This window comes from Streptomyces sp. NPDC101219 (assembly GCF_044767675.1).
In the GTDB taxonomy this organism is placed as follows: domain Bacteria; phylum Actinomycetota; class Actinomycetes; order Streptomycetales; family Streptomycetaceae; genus Streptomyces.
On sequence record NZ_JBIWOK010000001.1, the window covers coordinates 318,146 to 337,239 of the forward strand.

Consider the following 19,094-nt stretch of genomic DNA (forward strand, 5'->3'; position numbering starts at 1 on the left):
GCGGTACATCCCTTGCGCCGCCGAGGGTGGGGAACGTCCCGTGCTGCCACACAGGGCCAGCCAATGCGCACCGGACGCACCCCGCACCCCGGCCGCCGCCGGGCAGGTGACACGGCGTCGCGCGGTCCGTCACGGGGGCGTCCGGCGGGGTCAGTTCCGGGTGCCGGTGGTCACCGTGCGCTCCGCCGAGAAGGCGCCCCAGGTGCCGTCCGGGAGCATCGGCCGGATCCGCACCCGGTGGGTGACGCCCGCCTCCGTGCCCACGTAGAAGGAGTACGCGGCCCGGCCGCGCGGGACGTCGCCGCCGAAGACCAAGGAGGTGGCCGCCCGGCCGTCCAGGTGGACCTGGTACTCGGTCACCAGGCCGTCCACGTCCGGCGGAACCCAGCTCAGGTCGAGGTGGTACGCCCCGTCGGCGCGGCGCACCCGGGCCGTGAACCGGGTGGGCGCGGTACCGGACGCGTCCTCCGAAGAGCCCGGTGTGGTGATCCGGACGGCGGAACTCGCGGGGGAGACGTTGCCGGCCGCGTCGCGCGCCCGGACCGTGAACACGTAGCGGGTGCCCGGCCGCAGCCCGGTGAGCACCGTGGCGGTCTGGCTCCCGCCGATGCTGTGGATCTTCGTGCCGGCCTGGTGGACGTCGTAGGAGACCACGTCCCGGTCGTCCGTGGCGGCCGGCCAGGACAGCTGGACCGCCGTGGGTCCCGCCGCCCTGCCCTCCGGCCGGCCGGGCCGGGTGGGGGCCGAGCGGTCCTGGGGAGCGGCACGCGGCGTCCTCGCCCGCACCTCCCGGCTGGGCGGGCCCAGCCGCCCGTCCGTGTCCCGCGCCCGCACGGTGAACACGTAGGAGGTCGAGGGGCGCAGCCCGGTGACGTCCACCATGTGCGCGGAACCGGCGACCTCCACGGCCTTCGCGGAGTCCCGGTACACCTCGTACCGGGAGATCCTCCCCTCGGACCGGGGCAGCGCGTTCCACATCACGTGCACGCTGGTGGCGGTCCCGGCCTCGGCGGTGACACCGCTCGGCGCCCCCGGCGCCCGGCCCTCGCCGCCATCCCCGGCGTCGCCCGGTCCGCAGGCGGCAAGGAACAGGAGGAGGACACCCAGCGCCCCGGGCCGCCGACGAGCGGCGCGGGGCGCCGTGCGAGGGGGCCGCGGGCGGGCGGTGGCGGGCCCGGCGGTCGAGGACTGCTGCACGGCTCCTCCTGTCCGGCGAGGGCTTCCCGGCGCGGGCGTGGGACGACACGCCGGAGGTTCCGGCCGGCCGGGACCGGCCCCTGACCCGCCGAATGGTCCGTACCAATATGCCGTTGCTGACGCGGTCACATCAAGTGGGGCGGGGTGGGTGAACCGTCCGCGGGATTACGTATGCTGACCATCCGAACGGCTGAACTGCTCATGAGGGCTCGGCAGTTCATGCCCGGTGGCGCGGAACGCTGTCGTCGCTGATCCCGCGCCGGCGAGGGTGACCGGGGCGGCGCGAGCCGGAACACGGCTCGGCCCCCGGCGCCCGCGCGACGCCGGCCGTGCGCCGTCCGGCCCCGCTGCGGTGGCCCCCCGACGGGCCCGGAATGAGATTGGCTGAGGGGTGAGTGCCCGTCAGTGTCCCCGACGAGAGGCCCCCGAACGTGTTCCGTGTCCCCTCGCTCACCCTGGCCGTGGCCGGTGCCGCCCTGCTCGCCCCCGCCGTGCTCCCCTCCGCACCGGCCCCGCAGCACCGCACCGCACCGGTCGCCTGGAGCGGGAACCCCGTGTCCGCCGCCGACCTGCTGGCCCGCGTGAGCGACTGCACCCGCGTCTCCCACGGCCTCTACCGCACCGACCACGGCACCGCGGCCACCGTCCCCGTGTGCGGCACCCGCGACGTCGTGCACTGGAAGGCCGACCTGGACATCGACTGCGACGGCCGGCCCGGCCCCCGCTGCAACGCCGGCACCGACCCCACGTTCACCGCCGCCACCGCCTTCGTCCAGTCCGACGGCCGCCCGCTGAGCTCCGAGACCCTGCCGCACATCGTGGTGCCCGCCCCCAGCGCCGTCTGGGACTACCGGGAACACGGCGTGCGCGGCGGCTCCGTGGCGGCCGTGATCCACCGCGACCGGGTCCAGTACGCGGTCGTCGGCGACGTGGGTCCCGCGCACATCATCGGCGAGGCCTCCTACGCCACCGCCGAGGCCCTCGGCATCGACCCCGACCCGAGCACCGGCGGCACGTCCTCGGGGGTCACCTACATCGTGTTCAAGAACAGCAGGGTCACTCCCATCGAGGACCCCGACGCGGCGGTGGCCCTGGGCGAGGAACTCGCCCGCCGGTTCGTCGAGGGCGGCTGACCGCCCACGGGGCGGGGCGGGCGGGGCATCCACGAGCCCCACCCGCCCCGGCCCCGGGGAAACGGCCGGAACCCTCAGGTCTTGCGGTACGTGTACGCGTCCGCCGCCGCGGCCTCCACCGCCGCCAGGTCCGCCCCGGTGGCCGCCGTGACCACCGCGGCCACCGCGCCCTCCACGAACGGCGCGTCGACCAGCCGCGTGTTACCGGGGAGTTCGTCCCCGTCCGCGAGCAGCGTCTTCACCGTGAGCACCGCGCTGCCCAGGTCGGTCAGCACGGCCACCCCTGCGCCGCGGTCGACGGACGCCGCCGCGGCCGTGATGAGCTCGGCACTGGTGCCCAGCCCGCCGTCCTCGGTGCCGCCCGCCGGGGCGACGGGCACTGCGTCGCCGGCGCCCGACAGCCCTTTCGCCAGCTCCGCGACCGACGCGGCCACCTCCGCGCTGTGCGAGACCAGCACGATGCCCACCGTCCTGTCCTCACTCACCGTCGGCCCCCGTCCCGGCCGCGGCCGTCTCCAGGGCGGCGATCAGGAGCGCCGCCGACGTCGCCCCCGGATCCTGGTGCCCGATGCTGCGCTCGCCGAGATAGCTGGCCCGGCCCTTGTGCGCCTGCATGGGCGTCGTCGCGACGGCGGCCTCCTCGGCGGCGCTGCGGGCCGCCGCGAAGGACGAACCGAGCGCGTCCACGGCCGGCACCAGCGCGTCGATCATGGTCTTGTCGCCGGGTGCGGCTCCGCCGAGCTGCCTCACCGCGTCCACCCCGGCGCGCAGCGCCTCGGCCAGCTGCTGTTCGTCCACCTCGTCGGCGTCGCCCAGCGTCTTCCCGGCCCGGCGCAGCAGCGTGCCGTACAGCGGGCCGGAGGCACCGCCCACCTTCGAGATGAGCAGCCGGCCCGCCAGGGTCAGCACGGCGCCGGGCGTGGCGGGCGGTTCCTTCTCCAGCGCGTCCCGCACCGCCGTGAACCCGCGCCGCAGGTTCCCGCCGTGGTCGGCGTCCCCGATCGGCGAGTCGAGGGCGGTGAGCCGTTCCGCCTCGCGGTCCACGGACGCGGCGGTCGCCAGCATCCAACGGCGGAAGAAAGCGGCATCGAGCACGGAAACTCCTCGCATGGTAGGTACTCCTCGACCCTGCCCCCTGAGCCCGTCACATACCCCAGCGCAGGCCCGGTGTGCTCACCGGGGCGTCCCACAGGCGCAGCAGCTCCTCGTCGACCTGGCACAGGGTGACCGAGGCGCCGGCCATGTCCAGCGAGGTCACGTAGTTCCCCACGAGGATCCGCGCGACCGGGACGCCGCGCTCGCCGAGCACCCGCTGCACCTCGGCGTTGAAGCCGTACAGCTCCAGCAGCGGGGTCGCGCCCATGCCGTTGACCAGGACGAGGACCGGGTTGCGCGGGGTGACGTCCGCGAGGATCGCGTCGACCGCGGCCTCGGCGATCTCGCCCGCCGTCATCATCGGGCGCCGCTCCCGGCCCGGCTCGCCGTGGATACCGATGCCCAACTCCAGCTCACCCTGCGGCAGGTCGAAGGTGGGGCTGCCCTTGGCGGGCGTGGTGACCGCGCTGAGCGCGACGCCGAAGCTGCGGGAGTTCTCGTTGACCTGCCGGGCGACGGCCTCCACCCGCTCCAGCGGCTGCCCCTCGTCGGCGGCGGCGCCCGCGATCTTCTCCACGAACAGCGTGGCACCCGTCCCGCGGCGGCCGGCGGTGTACAGGCTGTCGGTCACCGCGACGTCGTCGTTGACCAGGACCTTCGCGACCTGCACCCCCTCGTCCTCGGCCAGTTCGGCGGCCATGTCGAAGTTCAGCACGTCGCCCGTGTAGTTCTTCACGATGAACAGCACCCCGGCGCCGCTGTCCACGGCCGCCGCGGCCCGCACCATCTGGTCGGGCACCGGCGAGGTGAACACCTCTCCCGGGCAGGCGGCGGAGAGCATCCCCGGCCCGACGAACCCGCCGTGCAACGGCTCGTGCCCGGAGCCGCCGCCGGACACCAGCCCGACCTTCCCGGCCACCGGCGCGTCCTTGCGGACGATCACCCGGTTCTCCACGTCCACCGTCAGTTCGGGATGAGCCGCCGCCATGCCCCGCAGCGCGTCGGCGACCACGGTCTCCGGGACGTTGATGAGCATCTTCATGGGTGCCTCCTTGGGACCCGCCGGGCGGGTCCGCCGCTGGTTCCTGCTGGTCGGATGGAAGAGGAACGGGTATCGGGGCCCGGCGGGCCGTGAGCCGGGTGCTGCCGGTGGCGCATGAGGGGTTGTCACGTCGGTCGGGCGGTCGGCGGCACTCGGCTGAGAGGGCCGCTAGTCGGCAGTATCGACCTTGGCGCGGCGAAGGGCACGCGCACGAGCAGGACCGGCCGCGCCCGGACGGCAGGGCGGACCGGTCGTGGGCCGGGACGCACCCCGCCGCACGGCGTGCCCGCCGCCGGACGCTACCGGCGGGCGCGGCGGTGGGCGACGAGCAGGCCGAGGAGCAGCCCGGCCAGGAGGGTGACGGTCAGGACGCTCCACAGGGGGAGCGTGACCGTGGGGATCCACAGCCGTACCGTGACCGAGCCCGTGTTGGCGGCGATGAACCAGATGGCCGCGGCCACGATCAGCAGGGACCCGATGGTGCGCAGCCGGACGGCCCGGCCCTTGACCGTCACGGTCGGCGGACCGTACGCGCCGGCGGAGCTCCGGGTGTTCCGGGACATACCGTCCATTATCGGCCCGGCCGTCGCACGCGGCGACTTCCGGTGCGCCCCGCCGGCGTGCTCGTCCCCGGCGGCCCCGGTGGGCCGCCCGCGCGCCGTCCGGCGGCCTGCGCGATCCGGGTGGTTCCTGCGTGCGGGAGGCGGGAACGCGGGTCACGATGAGGTGGGCGGCGGAAACGGACCGTCTCGCCCGGGTCCGGGAAGAGGTGGATGGTCGTGACGCGGGACGACGGTCGGCGACGCCCGGAGACGTCCCCACCACGGGAGACGACGGACCCGCACCGCTCCACGGCCGGGTACGCGAGGCCGGCGACCGACCGGCAGCGCATGTCGGGCCTGCTCTCCGCCGTCCTCTCACTGAGCCGGGAACTGGAGCTCCCCGTCGTCCTGCGGCGCATCGTGACCACCGCGATGGACCTGGTCGACGCCCGCTACGGCGCCCTCGGCGTCCTCGACGACGAGGCGAGCGGCCTGGAGGAGTTCATCCCCCTCGGCCTGAGCGACCAGGAGTACCGGGACCTGGCCGGCTCCGAGTTCCCGCACGGCCGCGGACTGCTCGGGCATCTGATCCACCACCCCGAGCCGCTGCGGGTGCGGGACCTGACGCGCCACCCCGACTCCATCGGCTTCCCCGACGGGCATCCGCCGATGCGCACGCTGCTCGGGGTGGCCATCAGCGTGCGCGGGCGCATCTACGGCAACCTGTACCTGTGCGACCGGCGCGACGGCGAGCCGTTCGACGAGGCGGACGAGGCCGTCGTGACGGCGCTCGCCGGTGCCGCGGGCATCGCCATCGAGAACGCCCGCCTGTTCGAGCAGACCCGCGCCTCCGCCGAGCAGTTCCAGCGGCTGCTGCTGCCCCGCCTGCCCGACCTCGCCCCCTTCGAGGCGGCCGCCGTCTACCGGCCCGCCACCGCCCCCGGCCACCACCTGGGCGGGGACTGGTACGACGCCCTGCTGCTCCCGGACGGCAGCTGCGCGGTCATCATCGGTGACGTCATCGGCCACGACATGAAGGCCGCCGCGGCCATGGCGCAAATCCGCAACATGCTGCGGGCCCTGCTCTACGACCGCCGCACGCCGCCCAGCCTGATCCTGCACCGCCTCGACCACACCCTGCACGCGATCACCGAGGCACCGGTCACCACCGCCTGCCTGGCCCGCGTGGAGAGCGACGGGGACGGGCGGCACCTGCACTGGTCCACCGCGGGCCACCTGCCGCCGCTGGTCGTCACCGCCGACGGCCGCACCCGCTACCTCCACGCCGACCCCGGCCTGCCGCTCGGCGTCGACGAAGCGGTGCCGCGGCCCGACCACACGCATCCGCTGCGGGCGGGGGACACGGTCCTGCTGTTCACCGACGGGCTGGTGGAGCACCCCCGCCGGCCCCTGGACGCGTGCATGGACGAACTGGCCGCCCTCGCCGCCCAGCACATCGGCAAGGATCTCGACGCACTGTGCCGGACCCTGGCCGACCGGCACCCCAGCGACGGGCACGACGACCTCGCCGCCCTCGCCCTCAGGCTCCCCGCGCCCGGCGCCGGCCGGACCACGTGACACCGCCGCGGCGCGCGGTGGCCCCCGCCCGGCGCCCCGGCGGCTCCCCGGGCCGGCGGACGGTCACAGGCGCAGGGTGAACCAGGTGGTCTTGCCTTCGTCGGTGGGGCGCACGCCCCAGCTGTCGGCGAGGACGCGCACGAGGTTGAGCCCCCGGCCGCACTCCTCGTCCTCGTCGGCCCGCCGGGGCTCCGGCAGGCAGGGGCTGCCGTCCCCGACCTCCACGGTGACGTCGGCCGCCGTCCGGCACACGTGCAGGGTGACCGGCCCCTGGGCGTGCTGGACGGCGTTGGTCAACAGCTCGGAGACGAGCAGGCGCGCGTCGTCGGCCTTCCCGTCGCAGCCCCAGGCGATCAGCGCCTCGCTGAGGAAGGCGCGCCCCTCGGGCACCGACTCGGGCCGGGTGGCCAGGGTCGTGGTGAGGGACGCCAGGGGCGCGGCGGGCAGCCGGGCGAGCAGCAGCGTGACGTCGTCGTCGTGGCCCTCGGCGTCCGGCCGCAGGGTGGACAGGATGCGGTCGGCCGCCTCGTCCAGCCCCGGCGGCCCGGCGGTGAACAGGGCGCCGCAGGCGGACGCGAGCGCGGCGAGGCTGTCCTCGATGTCGCAGCCCGGGGTCTCGATCAGGCCGTCGGTGTAGAGCACCAGGGTGGCGCCCGGCGGCACCGCGGCCGACGCCTGCTCGTAGAGGACGCCGCCCACGCCGAGCGGCGCGTTCACCGGGGCCGCCAGTGGCCGAGCCCCCTGCCCGGGCACGGCCACCAGCACCGGCAGGTGTCCGGCGGAGCACAGGGTCACCGTCGCCTCGTCGGCGGCCACGACGAGGTAGCAGCAGGTGACCAGCTGGTCGGGCACGTCCAGGTCCGCGACGCAGGCGTCCAGGGCCTGCATCAGCCGCCGGGGCCGCATGCCCGTCTTCGCCAGCGCGTGCGCCGCCGACCGCAGCTGGCCCATGACGGCGGCCGCCTCCAGGCCGCGGCCCATCACGTCGCCGATCAGCACGCCGACCCGCCCGGCGCCCAGCGGTATCAGATCGAACCAGTCGCCGCCCACGCCCGCCCCCTGGGTGGCCGGACGGTAGCGGCTCGCGGTGACCAGGCCGGGGACGTCCGGCGGGGTGCCCATCAGGCTGCGCTGCAGGGTCAGGGCGACATGGCGCTGCTGCTCGTACAGGGCGGTCAGTTCCGCCTCGGCCCGCTTGCGGTCGCTGATGTCGCGGACGATCGCGCACACGCCGATGACCGTGCCGTCCTGCGCCCGCCGCGGCCACAGGGTGACGTCCACGTCCAGCAGCGCACCGGACCGGGTGAGGCGCAGCGTCTCGAAGTGCTCCACCTTCTCGCCGAGCCGGAGCCGGTCCAGCAGCGCGGCGATCTCGTCCTGGTGGCCGTCGGGGGCGAGGAGGGAGATGTGCCGGCCCATCACCTCGGCGGCGGTGTACCCGTACAGCCGCTGGGCGGCGGCGTTCCAGTAGGTGATCCGGCCGTCGAGCGTCTTGGCGAGGATGGCGTCCTGGGAGGACTCCACCAGGGCGGCCAGCTCGCTGATGCGTTCCTCGGCGGCCTTGCGGTCGCTCACGTCGCGGACGGCGGCGGAGATCAGCAGACCCTCGGCGGTCTCCAGCGGGCTGAGGCTGATCTCGACGGGGAACTCGCTGCCGTCGCGGCGCAGTCCGTACAGGTCGAGACCGGCTCCCATCGGGCGGACCTGCCGGTTCGCCAGGTAGGCGTCGCGGTGCAGGGTGTGGTGACCGCGCGAGCGCTGCGGGACGAGCAACTCGACCGGTTGGCCGAGGAGTTCCCCGCGCTCGTAGCCGAACAGCGCCTCGGTCTGGGCGTTCACCAGGGCGATCGTCCCGGTCCCGTCGACGATGACCATGGCGTCCGGTGCCGCCTCCAGCAGGCCGCGGAACCGCTCCTCGGCCGCTCCCGGTTCGCCGGGCCGCGCGCAGGCCGCCGGCCGGCCCGGGGGGAGAACCGCGAGCGGATGCGTGGCCGTACCGCCGGTGTTGTCGCTCATGTCCGCCCCAGCCGCCCTGCTGCCAGTGATGTCCGGCCATCCCAGCGCACCCGGACGCGGACCGGGCCCCGTTGTCCCAAAACGGCGACTTTCGGGCCGGGCCCGCCCGGTGACGCACCGCTTGTGACCGGCTCAGCGCCCGGGGTGTCCTCCTCCGCCCCGGCCGGCAGGGGCCGCCGGGCGGGGGACGGCCGCCCCGAGCGGATCGGCCGCGGGTCGGACAAGCTGGAGAGAGGGCGGACACCGGCCGCGCGCCGGGTCCCGCCGGACCACCACGGAAGCGAGGTGCGGCATGAAGGGTTACGTCTTCCACGGCCCCGGGCGGGCCGCGTGGGAGGAGGTCCCCGACCCGGGCCTGCGGGACGCCACCGACGCCGTCGTCCGGGTCACCGCCGTGACCGTCTGCGGGACCGACCTGCACATCCTCAAGGGCGACGTGCCCGAGGTGCCGCCCGGCACCGTGCTCGGTCACGAGGCGGTGGGCGAGGTCGTCGAGGCGGGGAGCGCCGTGACCGCCGTACGTCCCGGCGACCGGGTGCTGGTCTCCTGCATCAGCTCCTGCGGACGGTGCCCCTCCTGCCGGCAGGGCATGTACGGGCAGTGCCGCGGGGGCGGCGGCTGGATCCTCGGCCACACCGTCGACGGCACCCAGGCCGAGTACGTCCGCGTGCCGTTCGCCGACCTGTCCCTGCATCCGCTGCCGGGCGCGGTGGCCGACCGGGACGCCGTGCTGCTGGCCGACATCTTCCCCACCGCCTACGAGGTGGGCGTGCTCAACGGGAGGGTGCGGCCCGGGGACACCGTCGTGGTCGTCGGCGCGGGACCCGTCGGGCTGGCCGCCGTCGCCACCGCCCGGTTCTTCGCCCCCGAGCGGATCATCGCGGTCGACCTGGCCGCGTCCCGGCTGGAGGCCGCCCGGAAGCTCGGCGCCGACGCCGTGGCCGACGCGGGGGAGGACCCCGCGCAACTGGTCGCCGACCTCACGGACGGGCAGGGCGCCGACGTCGCGATCGAAGCGGTCGGCGTGCCCGGCACGTTCGAGATGTGCGCCCGCATGGTGCGGCCCGGCGGACGCGTCGCCAATGTCGGGGTCCACGGCAAACCCGTCACCCTGCACCTGGAGGACCTGTGGATCAGGAACCTGACGATCACCACGGGCCTCGTCGACACCCGGACCACCCCCGTGCTGCTGCGGATGGCCGCCGCCGGCCGGCTGCCGACCTCGCAGCTGGTCACCCACACGTTCGGGCCGGACGGGATGCAGGAGGCCTACGACGTGTTCGCGGGCGCCGCCGAGACCGGTGCCCTCAAGGTCGTGGTGGGTGAGGAACCCCACGACGTCGTCGCCGTGCGGGCCGGGTGACGGCAGCGCAGTGACCTCCGGCACCCGGGCGGGGGCCCTTCGGCCCCTGTCCCGGGCCGGTCCGGTCACCGACGCTGGGAGTGTCCGCCCGACGACATCCGAGCAGGTGGGTGGAGATCATGGAGAACTCCCCGAAGACCGTCGCCGACGTCATGACGCGCACCGTGGTGGCCCTGGCCGGCGGGGCGACGTTCAAGGACATCGCCAGGACCTTGAAGCAGTGGCGGGTCAGCGCGCTGCCCGTCCTGGACGACGCGGGCCGGGTCATCGGCGTCGTGTCGGAGGCCGATCTGCTCCGCAAGGAGGAATTCCGCGACAGCGACCCGCCCGGCCCCGTCTTCCTGCGCGGCCCTGCCGAGCCGCACAAGGCCGACGCGGTGACCGCGGAGCAGCTCATGACCGCCCCGGCCCTGACCGTCACCCCCGACGCCACGCCGGCCCGGGCCGCCCGCATCATGGCCCGGCGCGGGGTGAAGCGGCTGCCGGTGGTCGACGGCGAGGGCGTGCTGAAGGGCATCGTCAGCCGTGCCGACCTGCTGAAGGTGTTCCTGCGCGGCGACGACGAGATCGCCCGGGAGATCCGCGGCGTGATCGCCTCCCGGCGCTTCCCCGCCTCCATGGAGGCGGTGCGGGTGGACGTGCGCGACGGCGTGGTCACCCTCACCGGCCACGTTCCCGACCCCTCCCTGGTGCCCTTCGCGGTGCGGGTCGTCCGCTCCGTCGAGGGCGTGGTGGACGTGCACAGCCTGCTGTCGGGCCCCCGACGGCGCCCGCCCCTCGACCCGGACTTCGCGGACGGCGCGGAGCGTCACGGCGAGAGGAACGGGACGGACGGGACACCGGAGAAGGCCGAAGCCTCCTGACCCCGCCCGCCGGCCGCACGGTCAGGGCTTGCGGTTCTCCCGGACCACCACCACGGGGCAGGCGGCGTGCTGGGCGCAGCGCTGGCTGACCGAGCCGAGCATGGTCCTGGCGAAGCCTCCCCGGCCCCGGTGACCGACCACGAGCAGGTCCGCCCGCTCCGAGGCACGGATCAGCACCTCCGACGGGTCGCCCTCGACCAGGCGCTCCCGCAGCCCCGGCGGACGCTCCCCGGGGAAGGCCGCCTCCAGCGCCTGCCCGAAGCGGTGCCGCGCCTGCTCCAGGTCGAGGTCGGGCTCGATGGCGCGCCCGCCCCAGCTCGGCGTCACCCAGGTGTCCCAGGAGTGGATCGCCTCCACCTCACCGCCGACCAGCTCCGCGTACCGTGCCGCCCAGCGCAGGGCCTCGTACGACGCGGGGGAACCGTCCACGCCCACTACCACCAGAGGAACCGGCTCGAGGGATTCCATGGCCACCTCACTGGGTCGACGTTGTCCTACGTCCACGCTGCCCCGCCCGGGGCCGCCCCGCCAACCGGACGTGCCCAACGGGTCCGGACACGGGCCGCGGGCCGCGGGTCAGAGGCTCGCCGCGTGGTCGGGGACGTAGGTCTGCAGCTCGCGCGGCGGACGGCGGTAACCGGTCGACGGCGGGCGTTCCGGCAGCTCCAGGACGGGCGGCGTCACCTCCGTGTAGGGAACGGAGGACAGCAGGTGCGCGATGGTGTTCAGCCGCGCCCGGCGCTTGTCGTCGCTCTCCACGACGAACCACGGCGCCTCGGCGATGTCCGTGTGCACCATCATCTCGTCCTTGGCCCGGGAGTAGGCCTCCCACCGGGTGATCGACTCCAGGTCCATCGGCGACAGCTTCCAGCGGCGCCGCGGGTCCTCCAGGCGGCGCTGGAACCGCTCCTGCTGCACGGCGTCGCTGACCGAGAACCAGTACTTGCGCAGCAGGATCCCGTCCTCCACCAGCATCCGCTCGAACAGGGGGCACTGGCGCAGGAACAGCTGGTACTCCTCCTTGGTGCAGAAGCCCATGACGTGCTCGACGCCGGCCCGGTTGTACCAGGACCGGTCGAACAGCACGATCTCCCCGGCGGCCGGCAGATGCTGCACGTACCGCTGGAAGTACCACTGGGTCCGCTCGCGCTCCGTCGGTTTCGGCAGCGCCGCGATGCGCGCGCCGCGCGGGTTGAGGTGCTCGGCGACCCGCTTGATGGTGCCGCCCTTGCCGGCCGCGTCCCGGCCCTCGAAGACCACGACCAGCCGGACGCCCTCCGCCCGCACCCACTCCTGCAGCCGCACCAGTTCCGTCTGCAGCCGCAGCAGTTCCTTCTCGTAGACCTTGCGCGGCACCTTCGCCGCCGCCGTGTCCGCCATGAACGCCTCCACCGCCCGGTGATCCGGCCGTGCTCCGCCGGGTCACTCCGCCGAGTCCACCACCCGGCGTCACGCTACTGAGCGGCGCCGGACCGCGCACCCGGCGGGGGCCGACCGGCCCTCCGGCCGGGCCCGGTCGGCCCCTGGGCACCGGGGGCGGGACGGCGGACGCTCGAAGCGTGGAGCAGTCCGCGACCGTGAGAGGAGGCGGTCCGCGATGACGAACACCGTGCTGGTCGCCTACGGAACGACCAACGGCTCGACGGCGGAGATCGCCGAGGCCGTCGCCGGCGTCCTTCGCCGTGAGGGGCTGACGGCCGAGGCCCTGCCCGCCCGGTCGGTGCGCAGCGTGACGCCGTACGACGCCGTCGTGGTGGGCGGCGGCCTGTACGCCGGACGCTGGCACCGGGACGCCCGGCGCTTCGTGCGCCGGTACCGCCGGGACCTCGCCGGGATGCCGCTGTGGTTCTTCAGCAGCGGGCCGCTGGACGCCTCGGCCTCCGAGAAGGACATCCCGCCCGCCCCCGGCGTCCGCCGGCTCATGGACCGCACGGACGCCGTGGACCACGCGACCTTCGGCGGCCGTCTGGAGGACGGCGCGAAGGGCTTCGTCGCCCGGATGATCCTGCGCTCCGGCAAGGGCGGGGACTTCCGCGACTTCGACGCGATCGAACGCTGGTCCGCGCGGGTGGCGGGGGAACTGACCGGGGCCGGTGTCGGCGGCTCCGCCTGACCACCGGGTGCGCCGTCCGGGCGGCGGCGCACCGGGCCGTCGCCGGGGAGGCGAGTCCACCGACCGCCATCGCGCGGGGCCGCGGTGCGTCGCCCGGTCGGCCGCCCCGCGCACCGCTCCGGCCGACCGGACGCTGCGGTAGGGCAAGAGGCGAGCCCGGCTGAGGGCGGGTCCGGCCGTGTTCAGCCGCCGCCCGGGCCGGTGCGGGCCCGGGCCTCGGGGCGGATCAGCAGCAGCGCGATGTCGTCCCCCGGGGCGGGCACGTGCCGGACGAGGTTGTCGGCCATGGCGTCCAGGTCGGTCGGATCGGCGGCCTCCACCAGCCCGGCGAGGGTGGCGACCGCGTCGTCGAAGTCCACCCCGGGCGCCTCGACCAGCCCGTCCGTGTACAGGACGAGCACGCAGCCGGGAGGCAGCGGGAACTCCAGCGCCGGGTAGTCGGCGTGCGGTTCGACGCCCAGCAGCAGACCGGGCGGGACGCGGAGCAGAACGGTCCGTCCGTCCGCGTGCCGCAGCAGGGGCGGCGGGTGCCCGGCGGTGGCCAGGCGGACGCGGCGGCCGGCGAGGTCGAGGTGGGCGTACAGACAGCTGGTGAACAGGCCCGGGTCGAGGTCGGCGAGCAGCCGGTTGGTGCCCGTCAGGACGGTGTCCGGGGGAGCGCCGAGGGCGGCGTGGACGTGGACGGCGGTGCGCACCTGGCCCATGAGGGCGGCGGCGTCCACGTTGTGGCCCTGCACGTCGCCGATGGTGGCGACCACCGTGTGCCGGTCGAGCCGGATGAGGTCGTAGAAGTCCCCGCCGATGCCCAGGCCGCGGGCGGCGGGGAGATAGCGGGCGGTCACCTCGAGGCCGTCGACCACCGGAAGGGTGTGGGGGAGGAGGGCCGCCTGCAGCCGGTGGGCGAGGGCGTGCTTGCTGTCGTAGAGCCGGGCCCGGTCCAGGGCCTGGCCGACCAGCCCGGCCAGGGAGGTCAGCACGGCGCGTTCACCGGGCGGGAAGGAATGGGGCCGCTCGTAGGCGAGCAGCAGGGAGCCGATCGGGCGGCCGGAGGCGATCAGCGGCAGCAGTGCCCACGCGGACATCCCGTCCTCGTGCACCGCGCCCGGGTAGGCGCTCTTCAGTTCCGCGAAGGAGGCGAAGAAGTCCGGCTCACCCGTCGTCAGGGGCCTGACGGCGGGGATGTCCGGGGAGAGCGGCGCGGCGTCGTAGCGGTCGAGGACGTCCGCCTGGTACCCGCGGTGCCCGACGATCATCAGCCGGCCGTCGTCCGCGGTCATCAGCATCATGGCCTGTACGTCGAGCGCCGGCATCAGCTGGTCGGCGGTCTGGTCCACCACGTCCTGCACGCCGACCGCCTCGGTGAGCGTGGCCGCCAGGTGCATGAGGTGGTACAGCACAGTGGAGCGGCCCGGACCGGTGGCCGGCACGGAAGGGGGTTTCGGGGCGCCGTCGTCCGCCCGGCCGGGCAGGATGCGGACGCTGATGCCGGAGGAGTCCGGGTACAGCTCGAAGGTCAGCCACGTGCCCGGGGGCCGCAGCACCGTGAACACCTGCGGGCGACGGGTGACCAGCGCGGCCCGGTAGCGGTCCTCGACATGGGGGACGTCCATCCACGGCAGAGCCTCCCACAACAGGGCGCCCAGCAGGGCGGAGCGGTCTGCGGCCACCAGACCGGCCGCCTCGGGGGTGATGAACGTGATGCGGCCGCTGAGGTCCAGCGCGCACGAACCGCCGGGCAGGCGCTCGACGAAGGCGGTCATCGCGCGCGCCTCGGCGACGGGCCGGATCCGGGGCGGCAGCGGGGGGAGGACGCGGGGACGGCCCCTGGGCATCAGGGGGTCGCCGCGCTCGGCGCTCTGCTGCATGACGCGCCCCAGGTGCTGGCACCCGGCTTCGAGGGCCTCGCGCTCCGCTGGGCTCAGGTCCGGACCGTGGGAGGAGGGCCACAGCAGGACCAGCCCGCCCCACACCGACTCTCCGGCGGCGACCGGCGCGGCGGCCAGGGAGAAGTCGTAGGGCAGGACCAGCGCGGGTTTCGGGTAGCGGCGGGCCATCTCCTCCTGGCCCCCGATCCACACCAGGCGCCGGTGCCGCACGGCGTCCGCCACCGGAATGGGGTCGGTCAGGGCCACCCGCCGCCAGGGGGCGGCCATCTCCTGCGGAGCGCCGGCGACCATCACCAGCCACAGCGCGCTCCCGCCGGGCGGCAGCACGTACAGCAGCGCGCCGGTCGCCCCGCAGTCCCGCACCACCGTGGTCAGCGCCGTGTCCATCAACTGCCCGTCCCGGTCCGCGGCGGCGACGGTCGCGGTGGGGCGGTGCCGCACCGGCCGCACCGAGCGTCGTCCATAGGGGGACCATACGCCCGGCCCCCGGCAGCGGCATCCAGGCACGGCGCCGACGACCCGGGACCGGGGGTTTGCCCTGCCACCCCGGGGCTACGCGAAGAGGGGAGGCCGTGTGCGGTCGACGGTGCCGATCGGCCGCGCCGAGGCGTCGGAGGAGGACAGGATGCAGCACGATCAGCAGGCCCGGACGGGGGACCCCGCCCGCCGTCCGCACCACGGGGCGACCGGCCGGCGCTCCCGGCGCAGCGGCACCGAACCGGTGACGGCCCGGAGCCCGTTGGGGCTGCGCCTGCTCCTGTCCGGCTTCTTCCTGCCGCTGTTCGTCGCGGCGACCGTCCTGTTCGCCCTGTGGGCGGCGGACTCGGACGCCGGCGACAGCCCGGGCCGCGGCCCACTCGTCGGCATCACCGTGGCGTGCGCCGTGCTGGCCCTGATCGCCGCGGCGGACGTCCTGGTCGTCCTGCGGCGGCGCCGGAGCGAGCGCCGCGGCCGCACCGCCGGGCGGTGAGGCGCCGCGCCTTGCGCGGCCCCGTGGCGACGGGGGCGCCGGTCAGGGGTCCGGCTGCTCGCGGGCCTCGCGCAGGCGCCGGTTGTGCCAGAGGACGGCACGGTGGATCTCCGGCTCGTGCAGGCCGGTGCGGCGGGCGACCTCGGCGACCGTGAGGGCGGGCGGGCCCGCGCTGAGCGCCTGGGTGACCTTCGCGGCCCACAGCTCCTCCTCGACGAAGGGGCGGCGCCGGTAGTCCTCCCGGAGCTCCTCGAGATGCTGCTCGCCGCAGGCGGTGAGCAGGCGCAGGCCGTCGGCGCGGCCGCCGCGCCCCTGCGCGCAGGAGGAGTCGGGCACCAGGGCGCACACCGCCCGGTCGGCGGGGAAGACCGCGCCGCACTGGTCGCACAGCTCGACCGGGGGGATGTCGTCGCGGTGGGCATGCCCACCGCGCCGGGGGCGTTTCCACATGAGGACTCCCGCGGACGACGGCGCGACGGCTCGGCTGCGCCGCACCGGCGGATGTCGTCAGTCTGCCCCCTGCGGACGCGGCCGACACGGTCGGCTTCCGGTCACGGCACCCCGAGCTCGAACAGCACGTACCCCGCGTACGAGCCCGAGGCCAGCGCCGCCGTGCCCAGCACCACGGCCAGCGAGGGCCCGCGCAGGCGCCGCATCGCCAGGGCCAAGGGGATGACGAGCGGGAACAGCGGGAGCAGGTAGCGGGAGACGTTGCCGAAGATCTGCTGGGTGCCCATCACCATCAGGTAGGACAGCACCGTGTAGACGACCAGGACGGCCGGCGGGCGCAGCCGGACCAGCAGCACCGTGAGCACCGGCACCAGGAGCACCACCCCGACCCCGACGACGTCCTCGAAGGGCATCGCGAAGAGATAGTCGAAGTGGCCCACGGGCACGGAGGAGAGCACGTCGAGGGTGTGGCGGCCGTAGTCGAACCTGTGGGCCCAGGCGCCGTCCTGGAGGGTGCTGTAGCCGTTCCACTCGCCCATGCGGTATCCGACCCAGCCCAGGTATCCGGCGGTCCCGAGCGGCGCGATCAGCACCGCGGCCAGCGGACGGCGCAGACGCTCCCGGCGGCGCCACACCGCCACCAGTCCGGCCACCGCGAGGGCGGCGACCAGTGCCACGGCGGTCGGGCGGGCCAGCCCGGCCGTGAAGACGAGGACCCCGGCGGTGAGCCAGCGCCGGGTCAGGACGGCGTAGCAGGCCCAGGCCGCGAGCGCCGTGTACACCGACTCGGAGTACACCGCCCACTGCGCGCCCGACCCGGGCCACACCGCCCACAGCCCCACCGCGATCAGCCCGGCCCGGCGACCGCCCAGCCGGGCCGTCACGGCGTGGATCCCGAGGGCCGCGACGAAGGAGGCGACGACCGCGACGGCCATGCCGGAGCCGTACGGGCCGAGCCCGGTCACCTCCGAGACCATCCGCATCAGGGCCGGGTACAGCGGGAAGAACGCCGCCGAGTTGCCCTCCAGGGTGATCAGGCCGGTGGCGCCCGGGACGGGTTCCAGGGCGGGGTCGTAGCCGTGCAGGGCGATCTGCTGGTACCACCAGCCGTCCCAGCTGCCGAGGACGTCCCAGGGGTGCTCGCCGCCGCCGAACCGCGGGTGCTTCTCGCGGAAGTCACCGGCCGCGTCCAGCAGGTACATGAACACGGCGAACCCGGCCAGCTTCAGCACGCCGTACACGGCGAGCACCGGGCCGTGCTCCGCGGCCGCCCGGCGCAGCCACGCGTGCCGGACGGGCCGCCGCGCGGGGGTGCGGGTGGCCGGAGCGGGGTCAGGAGCGGGGTCCGGGGCGCGCGCCGGGACGACCGCGGCCGGGGTGACGGAAGCCGGGGTGCCGGCGGTCGGGGTGCCGGCGGTCGGGGTGCCTGCGGTCGGGGTGACGGCAGCCGGGGTGACGGCGGAGGGAGGCGGGCCGGTCCGGCCGGTGCCGGTGCTCATGGGCGGGGGGTTCCTGTCGTGCGGCGGGAGGCGGAACGGGAGCCGGGGAACACCCAGGCCCGCAGGAGGAGAAAACGCAGCAGGGTCGCGGCGAGGCCGGCCAGGACCAGGGTCAGCAGCTCGGCGCCGGGGGAGGCGCCGGGCACCGCGCGGTGCAGCAGGGCCAGCGAGCCGCTGGTCAGGGCCAGACCGACCAGGAAGGCGGCCAGGCCCTTCAGGTGATGCCGCAGCACCCCGCCGCGCCCCCGTACGCCGAAGGTGAGCCGGCGGTTCGCGGCGGTGTTGGCGAGCGTGCCGGCCAGCAGGGCGAGCGCGTTGGCCGCCTGCGCCCCGGTCCAGGGCCGCAGCACCGTGTACAGCAGCAGGTGGAACAGCGTGCTGGCGGCGCCGACCGCGGCGAACCGCAGCAACTGCGGGACCAGGCCGGGCGGCAGTCCGTCGGCGCGGCGCAGCGCGGTCAACGGCGGCCGCCCGCCGGCGAGGGCGCGCCCGAGCCGGGCCATGCCGCGCAGGTCGGCCAGGGCGGTGGAGAGGAGGTCGACCCGGCTGTCGGGGTCGTCCACCCAGTCCACCGGCACCTCGTGGATGCGCAGCCCGGCACGCTCGGCGAGCACCAGCAGTTCGGTGTCGAAGAACCACTCGCGGTCCTCGACCAGCGGCAGCAGGTGTTCGGCGACGTCCCGCCGCACCGCCTTGAATCCGCACTGCGCGTCGGTGAAGCCCACCGCGAGGGTGCCGCGGAGCAGGTGGTTGTAGCAGCGCGAGATGATCTCCCGTTTGGGGCCGCGCACCACCCGGGAACCACGGGCCAGGCGGGTGCCGATGGCGACGTCCGAGTGCCCGGAGATCAGCGGGGCGACCAGCGGCAGCAGGGCGGCGAGGTCGGTGGACAGGTCCACGTCGAGGTAGGCGAGCACCGGGGCGCGGGACCGGGTCCAGGCGGCGTGCAGCGCCCGGCCGCGCCCCTTCGCGGCCAGCCGGATCCAGTCGGTGCCCGGCAGCTCGCGGGCCAGGCGTGCCGCGATCACCGGGGTGCGGTCGGTGCTGGCGTTGTCGGCGACGGTGATGCGGAACGCGTAGGGGAACGTTTCCGTCAGGTGGGTGTGGAGCCGCCGGACGCAGGGCTCCAGGTCGTTCTCCTCGTTGTGCACGGGGACGACGACGTCCAGCACCGGATCCGGATGGCCCGCGGGGAGCGGCGCGCGGCGCGGCAGTACGGCCGGCGCCGCGGCGGTGGAGGGGGTGCGGCGGCCGGCCGGGGCGGACCGCCTCGCGGTACTCATGGCTGGATCACGGTCTCTCTCGGCGGGACGGAAACGGCGCGCCCGACTGACGGGTGCATGCCGA

Annotated in this window: 18 protein-coding genes; 6 read left to right on the plus strand and 12 right to left on the minus strand. The window is 75.3% G+C overall.

The window, feature by feature from the left end; all coding sequences use genetic code 11:
• Positions 1 to 150 precede the first annotated feature (150 nt).
• On the minus strand, positions 151 to 1,092 hold the full coding sequence (locus ACIRPP_RS01565) for a fibronectin type III domain-containing protein (protein ID WP_403637567.1): 942 nt from the start codon (positions 1,090 to 1,092) through the stop codon (positions 151 to 153).
• Positions 1,093 to 1,628: 536 nt separating this feature from the next.
• Between ACIRPP_RS01565 and ACIRPP_RS01570 the strand changes: the two genes are divergently transcribed.
• Positions 1,629 to 2,330: a glycoside hydrolase family 75 protein gene (locus ACIRPP_RS01570; protein ID WP_403636971.1), complete on the plus strand. Its 702-nt coding sequence runs from the start codon at positions 1,629 to 1,631 to the stop codon at positions 2,328 to 2,330.
• 74 nt (positions 2,331 to 2,404) lie between these two features.
• Here the strand turns inward: ACIRPP_RS01570 and dhaM are convergent, their stop codons facing one another.
• From dhaM to ACIRPP_RS01590, 4 genes are all read right to left on the minus strand, one after another.
• Positions 2,405 to 2,815 carry a dihydroxyacetone kinase phosphoryl donor subunit DhaM gene (gene dhaM, locus ACIRPP_RS01575; protein ID WP_403636973.1) on the minus strand — a complete coding sequence of 137 codons (411 nt, stop codon included), beginning with the start codon at positions 2,813 to 2,815 and terminating at the stop codon, positions 2,405 to 2,407.
• On the minus strand, positions 2,808 to 3,425 hold the full coding sequence (gene dhaL, locus ACIRPP_RS01580) for a dihydroxyacetone kinase subunit DhaL (RefSeq protein WP_403636975.1): 618 nt from the start codon (positions 3,423 to 3,425) through the stop codon (positions 2,808 to 2,810). The genes dhaM and dhaL overlap by 8 nt, the downstream gene beginning before the upstream one ends.
• 49 nt (positions 3,426 to 3,474) lie before the next feature.
• A complete protein-coding gene (dhaK, locus tag ACIRPP_RS01585; RefSeq protein ID WP_164332994.1) occupies positions 3,475 to 4,467 on the minus strand; it encodes a dihydroxyacetone kinase subunit DhaK in 993 nt (330 codons plus the stop codon).
• A 299-nt stretch (positions 4,468 to 4,766) separates the two neighbouring features.
• Positions 4,767 to 5,030, minus strand: coding sequence for a lipopolysaccharide assembly protein LapA domain-containing protein (locus ACIRPP_RS01590; RefSeq protein WP_403636976.1), 264 nt, complete (start codon positions 5,028 to 5,030; stop codon positions 4,767 to 4,769).
• A gap of 210 nt (positions 5,031 to 5,240) precedes the next feature.
• Between ACIRPP_RS01590 and ACIRPP_RS01595 the strand changes: the two genes are divergently transcribed.
• Complete coding sequence (locus ACIRPP_RS01595) at positions 5,241 to 6,587, plus strand: PP2C family protein-serine/threonine phosphatase (protein ID WP_403636977.1); 1,347 nt, start codon at positions 5,241 to 5,243, stop codon at positions 6,585 to 6,587.
• Between the two features lie 63 nt (positions 6,588 to 6,650).
• Here the strand turns inward: ACIRPP_RS01595 and ACIRPP_RS01600 are convergent, their stop codons facing one another.
• Positions 6,651 to 8,603, minus strand: coding sequence for a PAS domain S-box protein (locus ACIRPP_RS01600; protein ID WP_403636979.1), 1,953 nt, complete (start codon positions 8,601 to 8,603; stop codon positions 6,651 to 6,653).
• A 292-nt stretch (positions 8,604 to 8,895) separates the two neighbouring features.
• Here ACIRPP_RS01600 and ACIRPP_RS01605 point away from each other — a divergent pair, with 292 nt between their 5' ends.
• A complete protein-coding gene (locus ACIRPP_RS01605; protein WP_403636981.1) occupies positions 8,896 to 9,966 on the plus strand; it encodes an alcohol dehydrogenase catalytic domain-containing protein in 1,071 nt (356 codons plus the stop codon).
• A gap of 119 nt (positions 9,967 to 10,085) precedes the next feature.
• Complete coding sequence (locus ACIRPP_RS01610) at positions 10,086 to 10,829, plus strand: CBS domain-containing protein (protein WP_403636983.1); 744 nt, start codon at positions 10,086 to 10,088, stop codon at positions 10,827 to 10,829.
• Positions 10,830 to 10,850: 21 nt separating this feature from the next.
• Here ACIRPP_RS01610 and ACIRPP_RS01615 read toward each other — a convergent pair whose 3' ends face one another.
• Together ACIRPP_RS01615 and ppk2 are read right to left on the minus strand one after the other, a co-directional pair.
• Complete coding sequence (locus ACIRPP_RS01615) at positions 10,851 to 11,297, minus strand: universal stress protein (protein WP_403636984.1); 447 nt, start codon at positions 11,295 to 11,297, stop codon at positions 10,851 to 10,853.
• 108 nt (positions 11,298 to 11,405) lie between these two features.
• The gene (gene ppk2 / locus ACIRPP_RS01620; RefSeq protein WP_403636985.1) at positions 11,406 to 12,209 is read right to left on the minus strand and encodes a polyphosphate kinase 2; all 804 of its coding nucleotides are present in this window, start codon (positions 12,207 to 12,209) and stop codon (positions 11,406 to 11,408) included.
• A 217-nt stretch (positions 12,210 to 12,426) separates the two neighbouring features.
• Here ppk2 and ACIRPP_RS01625 point away from each other — a divergent pair, with 217 nt between their 5' ends.
• Positions 12,427 to 12,942, plus strand: coding sequence for a flavodoxin domain-containing protein (locus tag ACIRPP_RS01625; RefSeq protein WP_403636987.1), 516 nt, complete (start codon positions 12,427 to 12,429; stop codon positions 12,940 to 12,942).
• 182 nt (positions 12,943 to 13,124) lie between these two features.
• Here ACIRPP_RS01625 and ACIRPP_RS01630 read toward each other — a convergent pair whose 3' ends face one another.
• On the minus strand, positions 13,125 to 15,215 hold the full coding sequence (locus ACIRPP_RS01630) for a SpoIIE family protein phosphatase (protein ID WP_403637569.1): 2,091 nt from the start codon (positions 15,213 to 15,215) through the stop codon (positions 13,125 to 13,127).
• A 238-nt stretch (positions 15,216 to 15,453) separates the two neighbouring features.
• Between ACIRPP_RS01630 and ACIRPP_RS01635 the strand changes: the two genes are divergently transcribed.
• Positions 15,454 to 15,798: a DUF6343 family protein gene (locus ACIRPP_RS01635; RefSeq protein WP_403636988.1), complete on the plus strand. Its 345-nt coding sequence runs from the start codon at positions 15,454 to 15,456 to the stop codon at positions 15,796 to 15,798.
• 42 nt (positions 15,799 to 15,840) lie between these two features.
• On the opposite strand, the gene ACIRPP_RS01640 is transcribed toward ACIRPP_RS01635, so the two are convergent.
• The 3 genes from ACIRPP_RS01640 to ACIRPP_RS01650 all read right to left on the minus strand — a co-directional run bounded on the left by ACIRPP_RS01640 (position 15,841) and on the right by ACIRPP_RS01650 (position 19,030).
• A complete protein-coding gene (locus ACIRPP_RS01640) occupies positions 15,841 to 16,248 on the minus strand; it encodes a helix-turn-helix domain-containing protein (protein ID WP_403636990.1) in 408 nt (135 codons plus the stop codon).
• Positions 16,249 to 16,349: 101 nt separating this feature from the next.
• Positions 16,350 to 17,747 carry a hypothetical protein gene (locus ACIRPP_RS01645; RefSeq protein ID WP_403636991.1) on the minus strand — a complete coding sequence of 466 codons (1,398 nt, stop codon included), beginning with the start codon at positions 17,745 to 17,747 and terminating at the stop codon, positions 16,350 to 16,352.
• Entirely contained in the window at positions 17,744 to 19,030 is a 1,287-nt protein-coding gene (locus tag ACIRPP_RS01650) for a glycosyltransferase (RefSeq protein ID WP_403636992.1), read from the minus strand. Before ACIRPP_RS01650 ends, ACIRPP_RS01645 begins: the two co-directional genes overlap by 4 nt.
• Between the last annotated feature and the right edge of the window lie 64 nt (positions 19,031 to 19,094).